The 23610-nt window shown below is 62.9% G+C and carries 22 protein-coding genes; 20 read left to right on the top strand and 2 right to left on the bottom strand.

Annotation, left to right across the window (positions count from 1 at the left end):
• The first annotated feature begins 2 nt into the window (after positions 1-2).
• From V3328_RS15190 to V3328_RS15180, 3 genes are read left to right on the top strand one after another with little or no spacing between them, the layout of a single operon-like run.
• Positions 3-1346, top strand: coding sequence for a DegT/DnrJ/EryC1/StrS family aminotransferase (locus V3328_RS15190; RefSeq protein WP_340330536.1), 1344 nt, complete (start codon positions 3-5; stop codon positions 1344-1346).
• Between the two features lie 33 nt (positions 1347-1379).
• Positions 1380-2363, top strand: a complete 984-nt coding sequence (locus tag V3328_RS15185) for a class I SAM-dependent methyltransferase (protein ID WP_340330535.1) — start codon at positions 1380-1382, stop codon at positions 2361-2363.
• Positions 2364-2403: 40 nt separating this feature from the next.
• On the top strand, positions 2404-3489 hold the full coding sequence (locus V3328_RS15180; RefSeq protein WP_340330534.1) for a glycosyltransferase family 2 protein: 1086 nt from the start codon (positions 2404-2406) through the stop codon (positions 3487-3489).
• Here the strand turns inward: V3328_RS15180 and V3328_RS15175 are convergent.
• Positions 3407-4192 carry a hypothetical protein gene (locus V3328_RS15175; protein WP_340330533.1) on the bottom strand — a complete coding sequence of 262 codons (786 nt, stop codon included), beginning with the start codon at positions 4190-4192 and terminating at the stop codon, positions 3407-3409. The genes V3328_RS15180 and V3328_RS15175 overlap by 83 nt on opposite strands.
• Before the next feature lie 95 nt (positions 4193-4287).
• Between V3328_RS15175 and V3328_RS15170 the strand changes: the two genes are divergently transcribed.
• The 12 genes from V3328_RS15170 to V3328_RS15115 all read left to right on the top strand — a co-directional run bounded on the left by V3328_RS15170 (position 4288) and on the right by V3328_RS15115 (position 15993).
• Positions 4288-5373, top strand: a complete 1086-nt coding sequence (locus tag V3328_RS15170; protein WP_340330532.1) for a hypothetical protein — start codon at positions 4288-4290, stop codon at positions 5371-5373.
• Positions 5370-6116: an FkbM family methyltransferase gene (locus V3328_RS15165; RefSeq protein ID WP_340330531.1), complete on the top strand. Its 747-nt coding sequence runs from the start codon at positions 5370-5372 to the stop codon at positions 6114-6116. Before V3328_RS15170 ends, V3328_RS15165 begins: the two co-directional genes overlap by 4 nt.
• Before the next feature lie 25 nt (positions 6117-6141).
• A complete protein-coding gene (locus V3328_RS15160; protein ID WP_340330530.1) occupies positions 6142-7053 on the top strand; it encodes an FkbM family methyltransferase in 912 nt (303 codons plus the stop codon).
• The gene (locus V3328_RS15155) at positions 7050-7994 is read left to right on the top strand and encodes a glycosyltransferase (protein WP_340330529.1); all 945 of its coding nucleotides are present in this window, start codon (positions 7050-7052) and stop codon (positions 7992-7994) included. Before V3328_RS15160 ends, V3328_RS15155 begins: the two co-directional genes overlap by 4 nt.
• A gap of 67 nt (positions 7995-8061) precedes the next feature.
• Entirely contained in the window at positions 8062-8826 is a 765-nt protein-coding gene (locus V3328_RS15150; protein ID WP_340330528.1) for an FkbM family methyltransferase, read from the top strand.
• Between the two features lie 168 nt (positions 8827-8994).
• Complete coding sequence (locus tag V3328_RS15145) at positions 8995-9726, top strand: class I SAM-dependent methyltransferase (RefSeq protein ID WP_340330527.1); 732 nt, start codon at positions 8995-8997, stop codon at positions 9724-9726.
• A 3-nt stretch (positions 9727-9729) separates the two neighbouring features.
• Positions 9730-10884 carry a glycosyltransferase gene (locus V3328_RS15140; protein ID WP_340330526.1) on the top strand — a complete coding sequence of 385 codons (1155 nt, stop codon included), beginning with the start codon at positions 9730-9732 and terminating at the stop codon, positions 10882-10884.
• A gap of 191 nt (positions 10885-11075) precedes the next feature.
• On the top strand, positions 11076-11579 hold the full coding sequence (locus V3328_RS15135; RefSeq protein WP_340330525.1) for a class I SAM-dependent methyltransferase: 504 nt from the start codon (positions 11076-11078) through the stop codon (positions 11577-11579).
• A 5-nt stretch (positions 11580-11584) separates the two neighbouring features.
• Positions 11585-12751 carry a glycosyltransferase gene (locus tag V3328_RS15130; protein ID WP_340330524.1) on the top strand — a complete coding sequence of 389 codons (1167 nt, stop codon included), beginning with the start codon at positions 11585-11587 and terminating at the stop codon, positions 12749-12751.
• A complete protein-coding gene (locus tag V3328_RS15125) occupies positions 12748-13857 on the top strand; it encodes a glycosyltransferase family 4 protein (protein WP_340330523.1) in 1110 nt (369 codons plus the stop codon). Before V3328_RS15130 ends, V3328_RS15125 begins: the two co-directional genes overlap by 4 nt.
• Positions 13858-13901: 44 nt before the next feature.
• Positions 13902-14942, top strand: coding sequence for a CgeB family protein (locus V3328_RS15120; RefSeq protein WP_340330522.1), 1041 nt, complete (start codon positions 13902-13904; stop codon positions 14940-14942).
• On the top strand, positions 14929-15993 hold the full coding sequence (locus V3328_RS15115; RefSeq protein WP_340330521.1) for an acyltransferase family protein: 1065 nt from the start codon (positions 14929-14931) through the stop codon (positions 15991-15993). The genes V3328_RS15120 and V3328_RS15115 overlap by 14 nt, the downstream gene beginning before the upstream one ends.
• On the opposite strand, the gene V3328_RS15110 is transcribed toward V3328_RS15115, so the two are convergent.
• A complete protein-coding gene (locus V3328_RS15110; RefSeq protein WP_340330520.1) occupies positions 15982-16623 on the bottom strand; it encodes an SGNH/GDSL hydrolase family protein in 642 nt (213 codons plus the stop codon). The two genes, V3328_RS15115 and V3328_RS15110, sit on opposite strands and share 12 nt — an antisense overlap.
• A gap of 122 nt (positions 16624-16745) precedes the next feature.
• On the opposite strand from V3328_RS15110, the gene V3328_RS15105 reads away from it, so the two are divergent.
• From V3328_RS15105 to V3328_RS15085, 5 genes are all read left to right on the top strand, one after another.
• Positions 16746-18086 carry a hypothetical protein gene (locus tag V3328_RS15105; protein ID WP_340330519.1) on the top strand — a complete coding sequence of 447 codons (1341 nt, stop codon included), beginning with the start codon at positions 16746-16748 and terminating at the stop codon, positions 18084-18086.
• A 10-nt stretch (positions 18087-18096) separates the two neighbouring features.
• On the top strand, positions 18097-19197 hold the full coding sequence (locus tag V3328_RS15100; RefSeq protein ID WP_340330827.1) for a glycosyltransferase: 1101 nt from the start codon (positions 18097-18099) through the stop codon (positions 19195-19197).
• A 31-nt stretch (positions 19198-19228) separates the two neighbouring features.
• Positions 19229-20971, top strand: coding sequence for a carbamoyltransferase family protein (locus V3328_RS15095; protein WP_340330518.1), 1743 nt, complete (start codon positions 19229-19231; stop codon positions 20969-20971).
• A gap of 76 nt (positions 20972-21047) precedes the next feature.
• On the top strand, positions 21048-22154 hold the full coding sequence (locus tag V3328_RS15090) for a hypothetical protein (RefSeq protein WP_340330517.1): 1107 nt from the start codon (positions 21048-21050) through the stop codon (positions 22152-22154).
• Positions 22136-23593, top strand: a complete 1458-nt coding sequence (locus V3328_RS15085) for an MBOAT family O-acyltransferase (RefSeq protein ID WP_340330516.1) — start codon at positions 22136-22138, stop codon at positions 23591-23593. Before V3328_RS15090 ends, V3328_RS15085 begins: the two co-directional genes overlap by 19 nt.
• Positions 23594-23610: the final 17 nt, after the last annotated feature.

Raw genomic sequence — 23610 nt, 5'->3', positions numbered from 1 at the left:
ACATGAACACGACGATGCTGCGTTCGCTGCTGGGGCCGGTGAAGCCGATTGCCCGGAAATCACTGGAAGCGGTCAACATTGACCCGCGGGTCGCGAAGGCCGTTCTCGTGCCGCCAAAGCATATGCACGGCGGCCCGCCGACGCGCCGCATGCCGTGGCCGCGCCGTCGTCACTTCGGACGAGATGAGCGGCAGGCCGTGCTTCGTCTGATGGATCGGGAAATCAAGCACGGCGGTGCAATCGTCTACAACGGGCCCGAGAAGCTCGCATATTGCAGCCAGTTTTCCGATTTCATGGGAGGCGGTTATACGGAGGCGGTCAGCTCGGGCACGGTGTCCGTCTATGTTGCCCTGCGGGCCCTGGATCTCGAGCCGGGCAGCGAGGTGATCGTGCCGCCGATCACCGATGCGGGCGGGACCATGCCTGTGGTCATGTGTGGCTGCGTTCCCGTGCCGGCCGACAGCCTGCCGGGAACTTTCAACACCGGAGTCGACCAGATTCGCGCCGTGCTTAGCGATCGCACGAGGGCGATCGTGATCGCACACATTGCCGGCCACGCTGTCGACATGGATCCGATTCTCGAACTCGCCCGCGAGCGCGACATTCCGATCCTGGAGGACTGCGCGCAGGCACACGGGGCATCTTACAAGGGCCGCAAGGTCGGGACGTTCGGCTCTGTCGCCGCTTTTTCCACGATGTTCGGCAAGCACCATTCCACCGGCGCCCAGGGAGGAACTGTCTACACCCGAGATACGATGATCTTCGCACGCGCACGACAAGTCACGGATCGGGGAAAGCCGTACGGCGCGGTGATGCCGGACGGCAATGTCGTCGCCTCGCTTAACTTCAACCAGGACGAAATCAGCCTAGCGATCGGCCGCGTCCAGCTCGGCAAGCTGCCCGGCTTCCTCGATCGCCGCAGGAATTTCGCCCAAGTCGTGCGCGTCGGCTTGGCGGACTGCGAGAGCGTCGAGTTCGTCGCCGCGCCAGCGGAGACCGAGAGTGCTTACTGGTTCCTCATGCTGCGTGTGAGGCCAGAAAGATTGTCCTGCACCGTCGCGGAGTTTGCTGCCGCCCTGGCACTCGAAGGTATCGGCGGCGTGAATGCCGGCTATCCGTTCTATCCCACGGATTCGCCATGGCATCGCGATGCAAATGTGTTCGGAGAGAGCGGTTTCCCCTGGTCGCTGCATCAGGAAAAGCCTCGGCACTACCAGCTGCCAAATGCCCATGCCGCAAACGCCCGCATCCTGCGCGTGGAGGTTCACGAAGACCTCGGCGCGAAGGAGGCAGGGCAACTCGTGGCGGCCGTGAAGAAGCTCGTCAGATACTTTGCAAAAACCTAGAGATGCCTTTGTGCCTGTTTGTCGCCTCTATCAGTGACCGTTTCCGTTCGTCATTTCGACGGTTCCATCGGTGAGCTTCAGGTGAGGCAATTCCCCGTCAATCGAGTTTGTCCGCTCGCAGAGCAACCCGCAGTGCAGACCCTGGGTTGGGCATCCGCAGCCAGCATTGCGGCGCAGAATCCCACCTATCGCGACGACTACGCACAGATCCTGGGAATATCTCCTGATGACGAATTCCCGTTCGTGGTGGGCCCAACCGGGTTCGTTTATGCGGGATGGCTGCCTCCAGATGACTTTCTAGCCCGGGTCTATGAAGATGTGATTGACCATTCAAGAACAATAACGACAACTATGGCGTACCGTCAGGCTTTGCTCGAACTGGCGTCTTCATTTTTTCGGCTCGTGGCTGAGCGCAGAACCGGCAGCACTCAGCTCCGCCTGCTGGACTTCGGATGCGGCTACGGGGCGCTACTAGACATAATGGCTAGCAAAGAAATCATCTCAACTGGCTATGAACCGAGTCTTCAGCGTAGCATTCGTGCAGTAAAGGATGGAAGCTTTTCTGTATTAGCGAGCCTGGATGAAGTGAGGTTGGCGGCGCCATTCGATCTGATCGTCTGCACAGAGGTTCTCGAGCATGTGCCGGATCCGAGAGAGATTCTAAAGTTGTTGAAGGATATTGCTGAGCCCTCCGCACTTCTTGCTCTCACGGTTCCGCAAGTCGAGGAACGTGAGGTGTTAGATATGATGGTGAAACTCGGTTCCGGTAAAGAGCTTCCCAAGGTTTTTAACCCTTGGGAGCATCTGAACTACTTTTCTGCGGAGAAGCTGAGAAACCTTTTGGAGGATTGTGGTTTCAAAGTGGTGCGCGACTACGGAAGCGGGTTGCCAACTGCGGCAGAAGCCTCATTTATCGGCAAAGAATCAGGTTTCAGACAACAAATTAAAACTTCGGCACGTCTGTTTAAGCGGTCACTATTCAGAAAGCCATCTACTCAACTTTTCTGCCAGTGCTGATTCCTTAGATCCGACCCAAACTGTTGCCACCGATACGTTGATGTTACCGCGCGTTACCATCGTCACCCCGACGAAGAACCGGCGGGCACTTCTTAGCGAGACGATCGGGTCAGTGCGTGCGCAGACCTTCCACCGCTGGGAACACGTCATCGTTGACGACGGCTCGGACGACGGTACCGACGAGATGGCAGAGGAACTCGCCCGAATCGATCCCCGCATCCGGTTCCTGCGTCGGGAGGGGGAGCGCGGCGGAGCGAACGTTTGCCGCAACATCGGCATCCGGGCAGGCAGGGGCGACTACGTTCTGTTTCTGGATTCCGATGATCTCCTCGAACCTGGCTGCCTCGAGCGCCGGGTTGCGATCTTGGATCGAAATCCGGATCTGGATTTCATAACGTTTCAGACGGCGTTCTTCATCCGGGAGATCGGCGACCAAGGCTACGACCGCTGTCCCGATCTCTTCGGCGACGACCTGACGCGATTTCTGAGTTTCGAAACGCCTTGGATCATTTCGGCGCCCCTCTGGCGGCGGACCACGCTCGAGCGCGTCGGACCATTCGACGAAACCCTTCTGAGCTGGCAGGACCTCGAACTTCATGTGCGCGCGCTCACGATGGGCGTCCACTATCTGCGGTTTCCCGAAATCGACCATCATGTGCGCTGGCTGAACGAGGTCGGCCGTATCAGTGCCGACCAGCGCAAGTCTCCGGCGCACCTGAATGGCGCGCTCGCGATACTGGAGAAGTTCGAGCACATGGTGCGGGATGGCCCGGGAATGAACTGGGTTCGGCAGCGGGCATTGTGCAGCCTGTACTTCTTCGTCGCCGAGCGTTGGGCCGAGGCCGGCAACGCCGGAGAGGCGCTGGACGTCTGGCGTCGCATCCGCGTGCGCTCTCTTGGAACACGATCTCTGTACGGATCGGGCGCCGTATTGTTGGTGGCGCAGGCCCGCAATATTCCGTGCAGTCGTCTGACCAACAAATGGAAGGGTTGGATGCGTCTGCGGACCAACGCGGAGCTGGTGCCGTCGGGTCGGGCTGGCGCTACACCTCGACCCACGGGCCGATCGCCGGGCGATGCCCGGCCGGTCCGGCCAGCAGGTAGCGCGGCGGTTCGTAGTGATTGATCGCGGTGCAGGGCCTGCAGAAGTGGTCGCCGAGGAGATCGTCGCGAACAAAGAAAGCGTTCACCCCGGCCGGGCTGCAGCCGACCAGCGCATAGCCCTTTGTCTCCGCGAGAGCCGCGAGCGCCCCGAGCGACGCGCCGAAATAGTTGCCGCCGTCCCAGGTGTTTCTTGGGTCGTACGCCATCGTCTTGCGGACGTGCGGGGGAAGAGTGGCATTGTATTCTATCACCACCAGCCGTGGCCTGACCGACGTGATCGCCTTCCAGACCCAGTAGTCGTTGGAGTCGATGTCTATCGACAACAGGTCGGGTTCTGCCTCGTCGGCGAGGCGGCTGATCAGCTCGTCGGCATTTTCGGCAGTGACGAAGTCGTTGTGAATTTCCACGGGAAAGGAGGCGAAGGCCGTTCGAGCCTCCCTAGCACTTGCAGCCGAGCCCTCGATCCACGCGCCGCTCCAGCCCTGGACGAGAAGGAAGGTGGTATTGCATTCAAGCCCGCTCTGGACGCCGAATTCGATGAAACGCCGGCTGGTCGTCCCGATCCGGCGGAACACCTCGGCGATCATACCGTCCTCGTAACCTTCGGAGTACACCTTGTAGCCGCTGGACAGGAGACGCAGTGGGTCGTTGAAGCGCGGGGTGGCGGCAAGAGAGGAGAGAAGCTGGCTCTGGTGGATGCGCCGGAGCAGCTGCTCCGATCTCACCGACGCGTCGGCCCCCCGGCGCACGGCTCGCAAGTACTCACGAATTCGCCACAGCATGACACCCCCCGGCTTGTCGCGGCCAAGGGAGCACGGAGATGCCGGAGGAGGTCAAGCGAATTTCGCCGATGCCACCTTGCGGCGGCGGAGCCGCAATCGCGGCCTGCGGCCATGCGCGCGTCGGCATGACCGCTGCGGGAGCGCACGTCGCGCCGGCGGGCGAGTACCGCGACGCCGTCGACGTCATCTATCTGGCCGCCTGTGCGCGCGATGCTCGGCTGACGCGCATCTGCGTCGCCAGCATCCGCTACTTCTATCCGGATGTGCCGATAAGGATACTCGCCGGCGACATACTGCAGCCGGGGCTTGCGGAGGAGCTGAATCGATACTGGGACGTCGGGGTCGCAGACCTGCCGACAGGCGACTATGGCTGGGGCCTGGTGAAGCTGGAGCCGCTGTTCGGGCCCGCCGGCCAGCGTTTCATGGTCTGCGACGTCGATACCGTCTTCACCGGGCGGGTCCTGGACCGCCGTGCCGAAAGCCGCGCCCCGTTCTACGTGGACAACGAAGCGCTGTCCGACGCGGATTTCAAGCGACTTTACTACGATTGGGAGGCGCTGGCGGAGATTGATGCGGATGTCCAGTCAGCCCGCAAGGCCTTCAATGCGGGTGAGTGGTTCGGCACGGCCGGCCTCGTCGCGCGCGACGATTTCGACGACTGGGTGGAGTGGACCCTGCCGCGCCGGCTCTATTATCAGGAGCACTTCATGGGCGGCGATCAGGGCGTCATGAACTTCGTCGTCCTCAAGAAGGAAGCGTTCGACGGCTTGCGCATCGACCGCGTCGAACTGATGCGCTGGCCGGGCCACGGCCTGGAGGATCTGGAAGTCGAGCGCGTCAAGACGGGAACCGCGCCCGCGCTGGTGATCCATTGGGCGGGCATGAAGTCGATCTTCCTGCACGATATGGTCGGCGGCGACCTGCTGCAGTTCTTCGAGGACTACTACTACACGCGGTTACCGGCCGGACGCCTGCGGCGCCGGCTCGCCTTGTGCCGGCACATTTGGATCCACTGGTCGTACAGAGCGAGCGTCCCGATCAGGCTGCGGTGGCGGCGCATCCGGGATCGTATTGCGCCAAAGAAAGCCACGCCGGTGTTGGTCAAGCAGTCGATCGGTTCGTGAAGGAGGTTATCCGATCGGTGCTGTCGGCCTTGGGCTACAGAGTGGAGGGGATACGGTACACGCCTCGCCAGTTGCTGGATCCGAACCGGAGGCGGGAACTTCGATTCGATGATGTTATCTGCCGGCACATGTTTGAACACGGGCAGGAGTGCATTTTCATCCAGGTCGGAGCCTATGACGGCATCTCGACCGACCCGCTATACAAGTATGTCGGTCGCTGCGGCTGGAGAGGCGTGCTGCTCGAGCCACAGCCCCGGTCGGCCGCCAGCCTGCGACAACTCTACCAGGACAACGATAAAATTGCGGTTCTGGAGGCGGCGCTGGATCGCCAGCGTGGCAGGCGTATCCTCTATACCGTCGCGACAGACGACCTTCCCGACTGGGCGGGGGGCATGGCGTCCTTCTACCGCGAGCACCTCCTCAAGCACGAGTACCTCTTGCCCGGCGTGGGGGAAAGGGTACGCGAGGTGCCGGTGGATTGCGTCACTTTCGACGATGTCCTGGAGCGCCTGCCGGGAGATAAACTGGACCTTCTGCAGATCGACGCAGAAGGCGCCGACGGGGAGATAATCGCGCTTTTCCCGTTTGATCGGGTGATGCCTTCGATCGTTCACTGGGAAATCAAGAATCTCAGCCGGACCGAGCAGGAGTCGGTGCTGGAACTGCTCGGCGGCCACGGTTATCTGGTCGCCCGATCCGGTTGCGAGGATATGCTGGCAGTTCTCCCCCCGTCCGCCAACTGACGCCATCGGCGTAAGAGTGTTGGACATGGTCCCGACCGCAGCCGAGCTTGTTGAGCGTCTGCCGCGCCCGCTACGCCGCCACCGGCTGATGACGGCCTGGATGCGCCTGACCGGCGAACCGCCGATCCAGCTGGTACGCATCCGCGACGACAGCCACGGCTATGCGGACATGAGCGACGGATTTCTGCGCCTGATCCCGATCGAGGGTGGTTTCGAGGCCGATTTCTTCCACGTTGCCGACTCCTTCCTTCAAGACCAAGGCGGCGTCTTCATGGATGTGGGCGCAAATTTCGGGCTCCTGAGCTTCGGCCTTGCCGGCCGACACGGGGACCGGATCGATTTTCATCTCTTCGAGCCGAATCCGGCGCTGGTCGACACGATCCGGCGCACGCACGCACTGTTCCCCGAGATGCGGCTGAACCTGGTCGCAGCCGCTGTTTCCGATCGGGACGGAACGGTTCGGCTCGAGATCAACAAGGAGCAGACCGGGGCCTCCCACATCAGCAAGACGGGCGGGCTCGAAGTGCCCGCGATCACGCTGGATGGCTATATCGGGGAGCACGGGGTCGAACGCGTCGGCCTGCTGAAGCTGGATGTGGAGGGGTTCGAGCTTGCGGCCTTGCGCGGCGCCGAAGAAAGCCTTCGCAACCGGGTGATCCAGGCGGTCTATTTCGAATACTTCGAGAAAAACCTCATTCGGTTTGGCCCCCCCGGCGAGTTGATCAGCTTTCTGGATGAAGCCGGATTCACGACCTGCTTCTGCCGTCCCTGCGACTACGATCCGCGCGGCGGGGCGACCCGCACCCTCGCCGAAGGGCTGCCCGGGCACGGCCTGGATCTGCTTCCCGCGCAGGGCCACACGCTACCCGCCATGACGGATCTGCTGGCCGTGCCGCGGGAAGCATTGGTTCGGCTGCCTGCCCGGCGGGATGCATGAGCAACGTCCCCATCTCCGTGATCACCTGCACGCACAATCCGCGACCCGACTATATTGGCCGCACGCTGGCAGGTTTGAATGCACAGACGCTGCCGACGGGACAATGGGAATTGGTCGTCGTCGACAACTGCAGCGATCCCCCGTTGCGGGACAGGCTCGCGCTCGGCTGGCATCAAGCTGCGCGGACTGTGCGCGAGGAGACACTTGGCCTCACCCCCGCTCGGCTGCGCGGTATTCGCGAGGCGCGGGGCGAACTGCTGATCTTCGTCGACGACGACAACGTCCTGGACCCGGATTTCCTGGAGCAGGCGGTCCGCACGGCAAACGAGCGACCGTGGCTCGGCGCGTGGAGCGGTCAGTGCCGGCCCGAATTCGAGGTGGACCCGCCTGACTGGACCCGGCGCTATTGGGGCAACCTCGTGATCCGCGAGTTCGATCACGACGTCTGGTCGAACCTGCCGCGCCTGCCGGCAACGATGCCGTGCGGGGCGGGATTGTGCGTGCGTCGCGATGCAGCGCTAGAATATATGCGGCTGCACGACACGGGACGGCGCCCGATTCAGATGGACCGGACGGGGACCTCGCTAGTCTCCGGCGGCGACAACGATCTCGCCGCATGCGCCTGCGACATCGGCCTGGGGCAGGGCCTCATCGCCAGTCTGAAACTGACGCACCTGATCGCGAAAGGCCGCCTCACCGAGGCCTATCTGGAGCGGCTGTCGGAGGGGATCTACCTCTCCGGTGTCGTGCTGGCGCACATGCGGGCCAACTTCGACGAACTGGAGTCCTACAAAGTCCGCCTGCGGGACAGACTGCGGGTCCTGACCCTGCCTGAACCGCATCGGCGAATTGCCCGGGCCGCGCTCAGGGGGCGCGCACGGGGCCTGGAACTCATATCCCGACTGTCCTGCAGCGCCGGCAGTCAACACGAACACCCATGACGGATCCCGGCACCTCGGCGGCATCAGCCTGCTGATCGATCGCTCCAGACACCGGTTCGTCTTCGCCATGAAGAAGCTGCTCTACGGGCGGCGGGGCGAGCCCTACGAGATTGCCGGCACGACGTTGCGTTTCGTCCCGGGAACGAGGCCGATCAAGCAGAAGTACAGGACCTCGCCCAATTCGGTGGCGCGCTACGATGCACTGCAGATCGAATTCATGGCTGACGCGCTGAAGTCTGGCGACACGGCGCTCGATGTCGGTGCACATGTCGGTCAGTGTACTCTCGTGATGGCCGCGCGCTGCGGTCCGGCCGGTCATGTCGTCGCTTTCGAGCCAGACCCCAAATCGCGCCAACTGCTGTTGAGGAACATCGCCCTCAATCCCTCCGTATCGGCGATCCGGGTAGAGGAGTTGGCTTTGTATGACCGGGAAGGTTCGGCGGTACTGTTCAGCCGAGGCGGAGATGCGAATTCCTCGTTGTCCAAATCTGCCTTCCCGGGCAGTCCGGCCGGTGTGCTTCAGGAGGTGCAGGTCACCGTCACTACTCTGGACTCCTACCTCGATCGTACCGGGGAGCCGGTGCCGAAGGTCGTGAAGATCGATGCCGAAGGGGCCGAGATCAGGATACTGGGCGGGGCGGAAAAACTGCTCGCCGGGGACAGCCTGGTGCTGTGCGAACTTCACCCCTACGCGTGGCCCGGCTTCGACGTGAGCCTTCAGAACCTCAAGACCTGTGCAGCGCGCGCAGATCGTCGCATTCGATATCTCGATCAGGCCGGCGACCTGCGGGGAGAGGCAGTCTACGGAACGGTCCTGCTCGAGAAGCGCTAGATCTGGCGCCTTTGCGCGGATTCCGGGGGAGACCGTCGACCACGCCGCCGGAGTCCCGAGCGATGACGCGGTCGAGCCCCGGCGGACGCCGGTACTGCACCACGCGATGCGAACGCGACGCGCGCTGCCCGACACCGCCCATCAGTCGTGAACGCCATGCGCAGGCTGGTGCTGTTCCTGTTCTCCCACCGCTTCCTCGCACTGGCACGGTGGGATATCCATTTCCTGGCGGTCAGGCTGCGAAATGTCCTGACCGGACAGGACGGCCGAATCCGCCGGTTCCTGGACACCCGGCAGCGCCCGACATTCCTCAACCTGGGGTCCGGCCCGCGCGGTCTGGAAGAGGGCAACTGGGTCAATATCGACGGATACCGTGATCACAACGTCCATTTTTGCATCGATTTTTCCCGCCGCCTGCCTTTTGCTGACGCAACGTTCGATGGAATTTTCTGCGAGCATGTGGTGGAGCACTTCTCGCTAGAGCAGGGCCGGGAGTTGCTGCGCGAGATCCATCGCATTCTGCGGCCGGGCGGATGGGCGCGCATCATCGTTCCGGACGGGGCGGTGGTCATGCGCGCCTATTTCGACGATCCCGAGCGCCTGATCGCCCACCGCGGACAGCGAGACAGGACTGCCATGCAGGTCGTGAACGACTACTTCCGGCAGCGATACGAGCACCAGTTCCTCTACGACTGGGAAACGATGGAGCGGATGCTGTCCGAGGCCGGGTTTGACCGCGTCTGCCGATGCTCCTTCGGGGAGGGACGGGGCCCTGCCGCCCTGCGCATCGACGATCGGAAATACGCGTGGGAAAGTCTGTATGCGGAAGCCCGGACACCCCTGCAGCCTGCTGCTCCCGGACAGCCCGGGCATGAACCGGCTCCGCTTCACAAGCGGTAGACCTTGGGGAGCTTTGCGGGGATTTCCGCGCCGAAGGTCATCCATGTCGTCGGAGACCTGAACAACGGCGCCGTCGAGAATTGGCTCGTGCGGATGCTGCGCCATGCAAAGCGCGCGGGAGACCCGCTGGACTGGACGTTCTACTGCGCATTCGGGCACGAGGGTGCGCTCGATGCTGAGGCCCGGTCGCTAGGTGCGCATGTGGTTCTGTCGCCGGTGCCGCTCGACGCCCACTGGCAGTTCGCGCGCAGTCTGCGCGGCGAACTCGTCAGGGGCGGGTATGACGTCCTGCATTGCCACCATGATCTGGTCAGCGGCCTCTACCTGGCGTCCTCCGTGAATCTGCCGATCCGGCGGCGCATCGTGCACGTTCACAATGCCGACGAAGCCGTGCTTACGCCAAGACGCTGGAAGCAGCGCATATATCGTCCTTCGCTCCGACACCTGTGTCTCGGCATGGCCGACCGCATCGTCGGCATATCCAATCACACGCTGGATACTTTTCTGGCGGGACGGCCGCGCCGGCCCGGGCGCGATGTCGTGCATTACTATGGCGTGGATCCGGAGCCGTTCGAGGGCGAAGAACCGGATCGTGCCGCATTCCGCCATGAGATCGGCGTTGCGGCGAGCAGCGTGATCCTGTTGTTCGGCGGGCGCATCGTTCCGGAAAAGAACCCGGTCTTCGCGGTTGACGTCTTCGCCGAACTGACGCGTCGGGAACCGCGGGCGGTCGCCGTCTTCGCGGGGGCGGGATCGGAAGAGGGCGCGGTGCTGGCCCGGGCGAAAGCGCTGGGAGTGGCAGACAGGCTGCGCATGCTGGGCTGGCGCGGCGATCTCGCGCGGATCATGCGCTGCAGCGATCTCTTCATCCTGCCGCGGCCGGAGCACCCGATGGAGGGCTTCGGGCTGGCGGTCGTCGAGGCCCAGCTCGCCGGGCTGCGGATGCTGCTGTCGGCAGGGGTGCCGGACGATTGCCTTCTTGCAGCGTCTTGCTTCCGGCGGATGGCTCTCTGCGCCGGAGCGGGCGCCTGGGCGGGTGCAGCGGTGGACCTCATGCGCGGACCGATCCCCTCCACAGATGCGGCATTGCGCGATCTGAAAAACTCTCCGATGGACCTGGAATTTGCGCTGACGGATCTGATGAGGCTGCACGCATGAGTGACAGGCCGGATTCCGTTGTGCGAGAACTCGAGTCAGGGCGCTTCGAGTTCGCCCTCTCGCCGCTTCAGACGACCTATTATTCATTCGAGCGGGCTCTCGGACACATCCTCTGGCGCCCGCCACCGCCAAAATTGCCAGCGCCGATTTTCCTCAATCTCGGTTGCGGACCGCACATACATCCGGGCTGGGTGAACGCAGACGACTACGCCCCCAAGCGAAGGCTTCGCGAGAAGGCGTTCCGCCCGAACTGGAGTCTCGATATCACCCGGCCCTGGAACTGTTCCGAAGACACTTGGGACGGGGTCTTTACCGAACATGTCCTGGAACATGTAACCTATTCGCAAGCCATGCATGTCCTGAAGGAGTGTCTGCGGACCATGAAACCCGGCGCCTGGTTGAGAATTACCGTGCCGGATCTCGACAAATACGTCGCCTGCTACAGCAAAGGCGGTGCCGACGGCGCGCTCGGAAACTTTCCGCATCCGGCCGTCGCCATCTCGTTTCTCACCCAGATGCACCTGCACCGGTCCGCCTGGAACGGCGACCTGTTCGTCCGGGTGCTAACCGAACTCGGCTTTTCAGATGCTAGAGTTGTTGCATATCGCCAGGGAACGGATCCGCGGCTGATCAGGGACGACGCCGACAAGTCGCATGAGAGCCTGTATGTCGAGGCCCGCAAGCCGCCGCGGTGATATCGGTGAAGGTCCTGCAGATTGTCGACAACCTCGGTATGGGCGGCGCCGAAGTCTGGCTGGTCGCACTCCTGCGCCACTGGCAGGACCAAGATGACGGACCGCAAGTTCATTTTCTTGCGACGGGAGGCCAAGAGGGCGTTCTCGACGACGCGGCCCGCTCGCTTGGCGCGAAGATCCACTATCTGCGCTACAGCCAGGCAAGGCTTCCGGTGTTCGCGCGGGCGTTCCGGCGGCTACTCGAGGAAGGCCGTTACGATGCGATCCATGATCATCAGGACTATGCCTCCGGCTGGCATTTCGCGCTGGGAACGGGCCTTCTGCCGCCGGTTCGAATTACCCACGTTCATAATCCCGTTTATCAGGTGCAGGAGAACTACGGCAACGGCTTGCGCAAGCGCCTGACGGGTGCGGTCGGCAAGCGGTTCGTGGCACACTACGCCACATATATCGCCGGCACGTCGCGGCAGGCGATCTCGGAACACGGCTTTGACGCGCCCGCCTTCGATCGCGTTCCGAAGGGGCCGGTGTATTGCGGCTTCGATACAGGGCAGTTTTCCGGTCACCGGCCTGCAGCCAGAGCCTCGGTGCGACAGGAGTTCGGCTGGCAACAGCGCACCCGGATCGTCCTGTTCGCCGGGCGCATCGACGTGTCCCCGCGCCAGGACCATCCACGCGCGCACAAGAACTCCGGCTTTGCTGCCTCCATCGCAATCGAGGCATGTCGGCGCGATCCCGACCTTCACGTCCTGTTTGCCGGATCGCCCAGCGCAGGAACTCCGATCCTCGAGGGCCGGATTGCGGAAGCAAGCCTGTCGGGCCGGATACGGCTGCTCGGCGTCCGCGCCGATGTCCCCAGGCTCATGCTGGCGAGCGAGGTGCTCCTGTTTCCCTCGAGAGGTGAGGGGCTCGGCATGGTCGCCGTCGAGGCACAGGCGGCCGGAACGCCGGTGCTGGCCTCCACCGCGGTGCCGCGCGAATGCGTCGTGGTCCCCGAGTTGGTGACGTTTCTCGACCTGGACGCCGGTGTCGATCGCTGGGCGACCGACCTGCTGAGGCTCGCCCGTAGCGAAGCGTGCCGCGGCGGCGCCAACGCGGCAGTTTCGGAATCGGCCTTCGCGATCTCGAATTCCGCGCGGACGCTGGTCGCTCTATATGCCGGTCACCGATGATCAACTTCGTATCCCACCTGCCGCGCGATCTCGTGTCGGGCGGCTTTTCGGCGATGAACGTCGCTGCATTGACTGCGTTGGAGAAGGCTGAAGAGGTTCATTATGCGGGCCCTGTAGAACTGCGTTCGAACCCAGTCGAGAAGGCGGTCTCCAAGGTGCTGCGCACGATTGGCCGGCCTGGCGCATTTGCCCAATATTCCCGCAGCCGCATGGCCGCCGTCGCGCTCGAAGTGGCGAAAATGTCGGTGCCGGAGGCGCGTCTCGACTTTTTCCACGGATTCACCCCCTGGGTGTTGTCGCGGCCGTCGCGGCCGTACGTCGCCTGGAGCGACTGTACCTTTCCCGACTATATTGAAGTGTTTCACGATAGGCGGCAGTTCTCAGAAGGCGATCTCGATCGGATCGAGCGAGCGGAAGGCGCCTGGCTGCGCTCGGCCGCTAAGGTCCTGTTCACGAGCGAGTGGGCCGCTGACCGCGCTGCGAGCCGGTATGGACTCGACCGGTCGCGACTCGGTTCCGTCGGCATCTTTGGCGAGATTGACGCGCCGAGGGAGGACGTCTTCCACGGGGGCGCGGCGTTTCTGTTCATTTCCACCAACTTCAACGCCAAGGGAGGGCAAACGGTACTTGCCGCCTTCCGTGCATTGAAGCAGGAGTGTCCGGAAGCGACGCTGACCGTCGTCGGCGACTGTCCGGCTGGCCTGGCCCGGGAGCCGGGCATTGTCTTCGAAGGCTTTCTCCGCAAGGAAAATCCCGCCCAGAATGCACGGCTGCGGCAGACTCTGGCGAACGCTCGGGCCATCGTGCATCCGACCCTGAGCGACATCGCGCCGCTGTCCATCGTCGAAGCTGCCTATTTCGGCTGCCCCGCCATCGCCTCCCGGCGGTATGCCATTCCCGAACTCGTCGAACACGGACGGTCCGGGATTTTGCTTGATGACCCAACCGATGCCAGCGAACTGGTAACCGCCATGCGATGGATGCTCCAAGACGGGGAGGCCTATGCACTCCAGCGCCGGGGTGCCTGGTCGCGATCGCGTGAGCATTTCAGCAAGCGGCGCTTTGAAGAGCGCCTAACAGGATTTGTTCGGGCCGCAGCTTCGTGAAGATTCTCTTTCTTGGCGAGATTTCGCCCGGGCAGACGTCGCGCATGCGGATGCGGGCGCTGGGGAGGCTCGGCCACACGGTTCACGGCACGGATACCGGCGTTCCGTGGAGGCAGGCGTCGTGGCTGCGCCGGCAAATCGGTCGGCGGCTTCAGTCGGGGTCAATCGTCGAGGCGATCAACCATGCGGCGCTCGCCGCCGCCGCGGACTTCCAGCCGGATCTGGTGTGGGCGGAAAAGCAGGAGTACCTGCGCCGCGAGACGCTCGAAGAGATGCGGCGGCTCGGGGCGCGTCTCGTCCACTTCACGCCTGACCCGTATTTCAGCCTGCAGTGGAAGCGTACCCCATTGATGGACCAGGCAATGGGCGCCTTCGACGTACTGGTCTATTGCAAGACGTACGAACTTGCTGACTACTCGGTTCTCGGCAAGCCGCTGATCTACATGCCGCTCGGCTATTGCGACGAAGTACACCGGCCTCTGCCGTCAGGCGATTCAAGATGGGCCTGCGAGGTCGGTTTCCTGGGCGGCTGGGAGCCTCGGCGGGAGTCGGCACTGCATTCCGTCGCCAGGACGGGAGCCGACCTGAAGATCTGGGGCGGATACTGGGATTTCCTGGCCGACGGCCGGTGGACGCCTCGTCGTCGGATCATTCTCGGCCAGTTGGCCGGGAGCGCCCCCTTTCGAATTCGGAGGGACGACGTGCTGGCGCCGGTACTGCAGGGTGGTGAGGTGTATGGGGACGATTATGCACGCGCCCTGACAGGATCGCAAATTGGATTGGGTTTCCTGCGCTCCACCTGGCCAGACCAGCACACCACGCGCACCTTCGAGATCCCGGCGTGCGGAAGCATGCTGCTGGCGGACCGCTCGGACGAGCACCGGGACTTCTTCGAGGAAGGCAAGGAAGCCGAGTTCTTTTCAAGCACCGAGGAACTGGTCGACAAGGTCCGATACTACGTGCGGAACGAGACGGAGCGGCAGCGTATCGCACAAGCCGGTCTGAAACGATGCGCTGCAAGTGGCTATAGTTATCTCAGGAGGCTCGAAGTTGCATTGGGGACCCTGAAACGTGTCGGCATCTGACCCCTCCGCCATTCAATCGATGAGCCATGTCAGGGGTTTGGACAGCTTGCGCTTCGTGGCGGCGGCTATCGTCGCCTTGAGCCACGGCGCGACATTTCCAGCACGGCAATATTTCGATTCTGGATCAGGCATCGAAAGAGCGATTGGCGCTGCTAACGAACTCGCTTTCAACGGGTCTGCGGCAGTGCTCGTGTTCTTCGTAGTTTCGGGGTTTTGCATCCATTATCCCGTTACGCAGGGAATGGACTTGCGAGCCGGCCCGTTCTGGGTGCGCCGGACGATCAGAGTCGGTGTGCCTCTGATTGTGATGATAGCAATCGCGGAACTGATCGGTCCGACAGCTGCGGCAGCGCTTACGGTTATACTTTGGACCCTGTATTGCGAGCTTATCTACTACGCCCTCTACCCGGTGTTGAGGAAAATAATAGATCGGGTTGGGCTGTCGTTGGTTCTTGTTGTATCCACCGTGATATCGTTTTCGATTATCTTGTCAGATTGGGAAACATTGTTCTATTGGGAGTATTCGATCTGGCTGACTTGGTTGGTCGCTTTGCCGGTTTGGCTGCTCGGGTGTCTGGTGGCGGAGCGAATGGCAACTGTCAGGCGACCCGATCCGGGAGCTACCATTTGGCACTGGCGAGCCGCAGTGTGGATGTATTCGGTCGCGAGCCTGGCATTTTTTCACCATGGTGGGATTCAGATCGGCAACCCGGCGCTGCTGTTGCCGTTTGGATTTCTTGCAGCCGCATGGGTGGAACGGGAAATTGCTTGTTTTCAGTATCGACAGCCCTTTGCCATTCTCGAATGGGCGGGCCGTTGGAGCTTTTCGCTTTATCTCGTTCACAACGTGGTGATCGCTCTCCTTCCCCTCGGAGACACGCATTTAGTCGCAGACTGGCTGGTGCGAGTGGTGGCAATCGTGGTCGCATCCCTAGCGTTCTATTGGGTTGTCGAACGGCCATCCCACGAGTTTGCACGGTCCGCCTCCCGTCGCCTCGCTGGGCGTCAAGCGCTCGCGGCCGCCATGTCGAACCCTCCCTCAACGCGATAACCGGATGCGAAGCTCGTCCGCCCATATCCGATAACCAAACCTACTGAGGTGCACTCCATCAGTCGTGTACGCAGGAAGGAGCACGCGGTCATCGGATATGGCCGAGTTCAGATCGACGATCTCCGCCCCATGTTCAATTGCAACCTCGGTTATGGCGGCGTTGGCGTTGGAGATGCTTTCGCTGTATTTGGGATAGGACGTATAGGGGATTAGGGTGACCACCACATTCCACTCCCGTTCTGTCTGAGAGAGCAGGAAATCGTAGTCATTGCGGATTTCGTCAGTCGTGCGGCCGAAGAGGACTATGTCGTTTGTTCCCGCCAGTATCAGGATATTTCGGGGAGCATAGCTCTTGGCGGCGGCGACTTGCGTGGCTACCTGTGCGATCGTCAGACCACCCTCGGCTAGGTTGACGAGCGCAAGGGGATTCTTCACAAGGTCCTGGTGCCAAAATCCCTCTGCCGTCAAGCTGTCTCCAGCGAGAACGATGAGCGGCGGAACCATATACGCAATGTAGCGCTGCACCGTCTGCACGTAGTGTTGCCGGAGGGGTTTGCTGTAGACAACCGGAACGAGTGCAAGCAGGCATACAATAAGCGCGCCGGCAACGGAAACACGTGCAATTTTCATTTCGGTCGTCTCGGCACAGACCTTTGGGCCCTAATTGGGCCAACTGCTTCTCGAGGAAGTCTACAGGCCCATTTACCCACCGCAATCTCCGGACGCCGCATTCTTTGGACCTGTAGTCGCAAATGACCCTATCCGTCGCCACCTGTTTCGGTGCTCTCCTTTGGCTTCTGTGGCTGTTGCGGCGGGACCGGGTCTCGTTGGGACTGCCGGTCGCCTACATGATCCTGCTGCTGCTCATTCACGTACCGGGCGCCACCGCCCATATCGTCGGGGACGGATACCTCGGGGATCCTGAGCCGACGCGGATCGGGATCCGCTTTACCGCGATCGGTGCGATCAGCTTCGTCGTCGGCGTGATCGTTGCCCGCCTCGTGGTGCCTGGAACGACGATGGTGCGGCCCAGGGACAACCGGCCGTTCTTCATCTTCTGCATCGGTGGAGGATGGTTCTTCAACTACGGCCTCGGTTTCCTGGCGCGAATACCAAGTCTCGGCGCGGCGATCGTCTATGGCGGCGCCGTCTGGATGCTCGGCGTCATGCTGGGTCTGCGGGCCGCGATCTTCCGCGGCGACGCCAAGTGGCTGGCGATCTGGTTCGGCGCGCTTGCCGTCTATCCAGTGCTGAGCCTGCTGCTTGGCGGCTTCTTGAGCTACGGCACCGCCGCCACCGTGATCTCGTGCTGCATACTCACGATTTCGACCAGGAGCCCTTTCCGGGCTGTGATCGGGCTTGCGCTCGCGCTCGTCCTCGGATTCAACCTGTTCCTCAGCTACTTCCAGAACCGCACCGAGATTCGAGGCACCGTGTGGGGCGGCGCGGCTATCGAGCAACGCGTCGACGCCACCTTCGACATGTTCAGGGATTTCGAGTTCTTCGATCCGTCGAACCCGCTCCACCTGATCGCGATCGATCAACGGCTCAACCAGAACTACTTCGCGGGACTCGCGGCAATCCGCATCAGCGAGGGGTCCGTCGACTACCTGCACGGTCGATCGGTATGGGAAGGGTTGATGTCGCTTGTTCCGCGCGCGCTGTGGCCGAGCAAGCCGGTCTTCGGGGGCAGTCCGGAAATCGTCGCCGACATGACCGGCCTGGTGCTTTCGCCGACGAGTTCCTTCGGCGTCGGAAACGTGATGGAGTTCCAGATCAACTTCGGCGTGCCGGGCCTTGTGATCGGATTCGTGGCGCTCGGTCTGCTGATCGGATTGCTGGACCGGAAGGCCGCCGTGGCGGAGAATGAAGGCAATCTGCCCGCGACGTTCCTTTACTTCCTGCCTGCAGTGGCACTGATTCAGCCTGGGGGGTCGATGGTCGAGATGCTCGGCGGGGCCGCAGCCGCTCTTGTCGCCGCATTCGGCTGGAAGTGGCTTTGGGTCCACTGGGGCGCCCGGAAATTCGCCCAGCGACAGCCGCAGGCGAACTACGGGTCGAGGCGGTTCGGGCGCGGCTCCTACCGTCTCTAGCGACAAGTCACTGAAACTCCTCCTCACAGGAACCAGTTTCCTGCCGAGCTATGGCGGGCCGGCCCATTCGGTTTCGCGGCTCGCGGTGGCCCTGGCCGATGCGGGGATGGAGGTCGGGCTGTGGGCGCCGGACGGGTCGGCGGCCACATCCGGGCTGCTGCCGAGCGGCGCCCGGGTGCGACGGCTGGAGGGAGTGGAAGCGGCGGCGCTGGAGGCGTTCGCCGATGTCGATCTTCTGCACGACAACGGCATCTGGTTGCCGCACAATCACCGCCTCGCCCGACTGGCCCGCAATCGTGGTGTTCCACGCGTGGTCAGTCCGAGGGGCATGCTCGAGCCCTGGGCACTGAGACACAAACGATGGAAGAAGTCGCTGGCGTGGGTGCTCTATCAGCGGCGCGATCTGGCGTCGGCGGACTGCCTCCACGCGACGTCGGAGCGGGAGGCCGGAAACCTGATGCGGAGCCAGCCGCGGGCGCAGGTCCGCCTGGTTCCCAATGGCGTAGATGTCCCGCCGCCCATCGAGTTCGAGCGGCCCGGTATCGCCGGGACCAGGGACACGCAGCCAACGAGGACGGCGCTCTTCCTCGGCAGGATCCATCCCGTCAAGGGGCTTTCGATGCTCGTCGAGGCCTGGGCCCGGGTCGCTCCGCGAAACTGGGTGCTGAGGATCGCCGGGCCGGATGAAGCCGGGCACCGGGCCGAAGTCGAGAGCGCTGTTGCCGATGCCGGACTGTCCGAGGCCGTTTCGTTTGCAGGACCGCTCGATGCCAAGGCAAAGCGGCGGGCGTTCCTGCAAGCCGACCTCTTCGTGCTGCCGACGCACACGGAAAGCTTCGGAATGGCGATCGGGGAAGCGCTGGCGCACGGTCTGCCGGTGCTCACGACCACGGGGGCGCCATGGCCGCAACTGACCGAACGGCGATGCGGCTGGCGGGTCGACCCGACGGCCGAAGCGATCGCCGATGCCCTGCGGCAGGCGACGTCGTGCGACCTGGCCACGTTGCGCGGCATGGGGGAAAAGGGGCGGGCCCTGGTCGCAGCCGAGTTCGGTTGGGATCGGGTCGCCAGCCGGTTCATCGGGATCTATGCGGAACTGACGGGCAAATGAGCCCCCGTCCCTCTGATGTCGCGGGTGGACGATGATCATCCTCGGGCTGAACGTCTTCCATGCGGATGCCGCAGCCTGCCTGGTGCGCGACGGCGTGCTGGTGGCGGCCGCCGAAGAGGAGCGGTTCTGCCGCGTCAAGCACTGGAGCGGCTTCCCGGCACAGGCGATCGCCTGGTGCCTGGCCGAAGCCCGCGTCGACCTGGCCGACGTCGACGTCATCGCCCTCAACCAGGATTCCCGTGCCAACCTGGGCAGGAAGCTCCGCTACCTCCTGACCGGGCGGCCGGGCGTGCGGCTGGTCGCACAACGGCTGCGGACCCGAAGGGCCCGGGCGGGCCTTCCCGAATTGCTGGAGGAGGCGTTTCCTGACTCGACGTTCCGCGGCCGCATCGTGCCGGTGGAACATCACCTGGCGCATCTGTCTTCCGCCTTCCACGTTTCTCCGTTCGGCGACGCCGTCGCCGTCTCGGTGGACGGGTTCGGAGACTTTGCGAGCACTGCCTGGGGGACCGGCTCGGGGACGTCGCTGGAGGTCGAGGGACGCGTCTTCTTCCCGCACTCGCTCGGGGTGTTCTACCAGGCGGTGACGCAGTTCCTCGGCTTTCCGCACTACGGCGACGAGTACAAGGTGATGGGGCTGGCGCCGTACGGCGAACCGAAATACCTCGACGAGATGCGGCAGATCGTCGGGTTGAAGAACGACGGTGGCTTCTTCCTCGATGTCGCCTTCTTCCGCCATCACCGCGACGAGCTCCCGTTTCAGTGGGAGAGCGGCGCGCCGGAGTTCGCGGATCTGTTCTCCTCCGAGCTGATGGATCTCCTCGGGCCGCGACGACGCCCCGGCGAAGACCTGGGCCAGCGCCACAAGGATATCGCCGCGTCGGCGCAGGCGATGTACGAGGAGGCCTTCTTCCATCTCCTCGAGCGCCTCCGGGAGCGGAGCGGTCTGTCGGACGTCGCGCTTGCCGGCGGCTGCGCCAACAATTCCGCCGCCAATGGCAAGGTACGGCGCAGGACCGGATTTGAGCGTGTCTATGTCCATGCCGCTCCCGGCGATGCGGGCGGGGCGATCGGTGCAGCCTTCGCGCATTGGCACCGAAGCGGCGGCGACCGCCGCTTCGTGATGCGCCATGCGTTCTGGGGACCCGATTTCGGTGACGCCGAGATCGCTGCCCTGCTCGAAGACCGTTCCGAGGAACTTTCGGGGGCGGGATGCAGCGTCGAGCGTATCGGGGACGAGGCGGCGCTGTGCCGGCAGGCCGCCGAGCGCGTCGCCGCTGGCGATGTGGTCGGCTGGTTCCAGGGTCGCATGGAGTGGGGTCCCCGGGCGCTCGGCAACCGGTCGATCCTCGGGGACCCGCGTCGCGACGACATGAAGGCGATCCTCAATTCCAAGATCAAGCGTCGCGAATCCTTCCGTCCGTTCGCCCCCTCGGTTCTCGAGGAGTTCGAAACCGACTGGTTCGAGGAGGACGGCGACGTTCCCTTCATGGCCCAGGTCTTCCAGATACGCGAGCACAAGCGTCCCCTCGTTCCCGCCGTCGCGCATGTCGACGGCTCCGGCCGCCTGCAAACGGTGCACCAGGATGCCAATCCTCGATATCACCGGTTGATCTCGGAATTCCGGGAGCTCACCGGGGTACCGATGGTGCTGAACACCTCGTTCAACGAGAACGAACCGGTGGTGTGCCGTCCGCAGGAGGCATTGGACTGCTTCCTGCGCACAGAAATGGACATGCTGGTTCTAGGTGACCGGGTTGTCCGGCGATCCTAGCCGGAGAAGTCCCGCCCGCGCGTCGGCTTCGTCACCGAAGAGCGCCGCCCCTGAGGCGAGGATTCGACCCGTTTACGTGGCCCGGCCGGAGATCGCCGGCATTTTCCTCGGTCTCCTCCTGTCGGTCGCCCTACTGGAGATTGCTCGGGACACGATCCTCTTCCGGCTGGAGGACGCAGCGCTCGGCACGGAAACCGTCAGCATTTTCGGCACGGCGCCGGAAGGGCGGGTCCATTGCCAGGACGCGCGCGACGGGCATCTTTGTGAAGAGGCCTACTTGCGTGATCCCGGTCCGGGTGTCCTTTGGCTGGGAAATTCGCAGCTTCACGCCATAAACAGGTATCGTCCCGGAGATCGCCTGGCTACGGAGATCCTGCACGACTGGTTCAGATCCTGCGGTGCATATCTCGTCGCCTACAGCCAGCCGAATGCGAACCTGCTGGAGCACGCGATCGCCTTTCATGCCCTGGCGGACACCTATGACGTCCGGCTGCTCATTCTGCCCGTCGTTCTCGACGACTTCCGGGAACAGGGCGTCAGGCAGTCTGTAAGCGCGCTTCTTGGCGATGCCGCACTGCCACTCCGCGGGTCGTCATTCGGGCCGTTCCTGGACGAAAACCGCGACGCGACGACGGACCGCTCGGACAGTAAGGAGGAGACGCTGCAGGCGCTCACCGAGGCCTGGCTGGATAGGGAGGTCGCAACCTACTGGCCTGCGTGGGCTGCCCGAGACCAACTGCGAGGTGTCGCCTCATATGCGCTTTACCTGCTGCGAAACCGCATCTTCGGCATCAATGCCCAGACACAGCGAGTTGTTGCCGAAAACGCCTATCGCGAGAAACTGGCCGTCCTCGAGTCGCTCCTCAGGGATGCACGGGCCATGGGCGTCGACGTCTTTCTCTACATCCCGCCTTACCGCGCGGATATCGCCGGTCCCTACCATCCGGAGCAGTATGCGCGGCTGAAGGCCGATGCCGCCAGACTGGCGTCGGAATATGAGGCGCAGTTCGCGCAACTCGATACAGTGGTCGCGGGACCGGAATGGGGAATGGTGCGCGACAGCGTTTTCGGCTTCGAAGACTACGACTTCATGCATTTCACGGCGGAGGGTCAGCGGCGCCTTGCCGAAGCACTGGAGATGGCGTTGGCGAACAGTGACCATGGATGCTTTTCAACTCACTGACATTCATCCTGTTTCTGGCCATTGTCGTGGTCGTCTACTGGCTTCTCCCCATCCGGGCGCGGCTTTACATTATCCTCGCTTCCAGCCTGCTGTTCTACGGCTTCTGGCGCTTCGACTTCATTCCGCTGCTGCTCTTCAGCGCCATGGCGGACTACCTGCTTGCCCTGGCCCTGGATCGTCGATCCGGGTCGAGCAGGCGGGCTCTGCTGGTCGTCAGCATATGCATCAATCTCGGCGTACTCGCCGTATTCAAGTACCTGCTCTTCTTCGCGGACTCAGCGGGATCGATCGCGAGCCTGATCGGCTACGAATTCTCGTCTCTCGATCTCAACATCATCCTGCCGCTGGGGATCAGCTTCTATATCTTCCAGACGATGAGCTACACGATCGATGTTTATCGTGGGAGCTACCCCGTCGAACGCGATCTGCTCAGGTATCTGTGCTTCGTCACGTTCTTCCCGCAGCTTGTCGCCGGGCCGATTTTGCGGGCAGGCGACCTCATCCCTCAGTTCTCCGAGCCTCGTCGTTGCAACTTGCAGTTCCTCTCCGACGGCATCCGCCGCATACTGATGGGACTGTTCCTGAAGGTGGTCCTGGCGGATCAAATCGCCGGAATTGTCGACACCGGCTATTCCAGGGACCCCGGCGGTCTGACCGGCTTCGACGTCTGGACTCTAGCCTTCCTGTTCGGCTTCCAGATCTACTTCGATTTCGCGGGCTACTCCCACATCGCGATCGGCGCCGCCAGCCTGCTGGGAATCCGATTGCCCGAGAACTTCAACTATCCCTATACGGCGACCTCGCCGCGAGAATTCTGGCAGCGGTGGCACATCTCGCTTTCGACATGGATACGCGACTATGTCTATCTGCCCATTTTACGAGGCTCCCGGACATCGAGCGCCGGCGGCTGGGACGTCGCCGAAAACCAGAACGGGACGGGACGTTCCGCGCGGACTTTCTCGCTCTATGGCACGTGGGCGCTCATGGGCCTCTGGCACGGGGCGGCTTGGACATTCGTCGTCTGGGGGCTCTATCACGCCGTGCTCGTGCACGCATATCGCTTGATATCGGCAGTCCTGCCGAATTCCTCCGCACGCCTCGTGGGAGTTCTCGGTTGGGCGGTCACGACCGCTCTGGTGATGGCGGCATGGATACCATTCCGGGCCCAAGGTGGCGCCCATGCCATGGCGATGTGGGTCAAGCTGGTTGATCCGCGAGCATATGGGGGCCTCACCCTGGCGCCAGACAGCTATCTCGTGGCTGCGCTCATGCTTGGTGCGGTGTTGCTTGCGCGCCCAATCCGCTACGGACTCGTTACCCGGCTCGGTCACCACCCCGTCGTCGCGACAGTCGTTTACACGGGCTTCTACACTGTGGTTATTGCGGGCTGCCTGCTGTTTCTCCGCCAGACGCATCAGTTCGTCTACTTCCAGTTCTGAACCCGTGAGATCCCTTC

Source organism: Microbaculum marinum, from assembly GCF_037855135.1.
In the GTDB taxonomy this organism is placed as follows: Bacteria; Pseudomonadota; Alphaproteobacteria; order Rhizobiales; family Tepidamorphaceae; genus Microbaculum; species Microbaculum marinum.
This window is presented reverse-complemented; position numbering and strand designations above follow the sequence as displayed.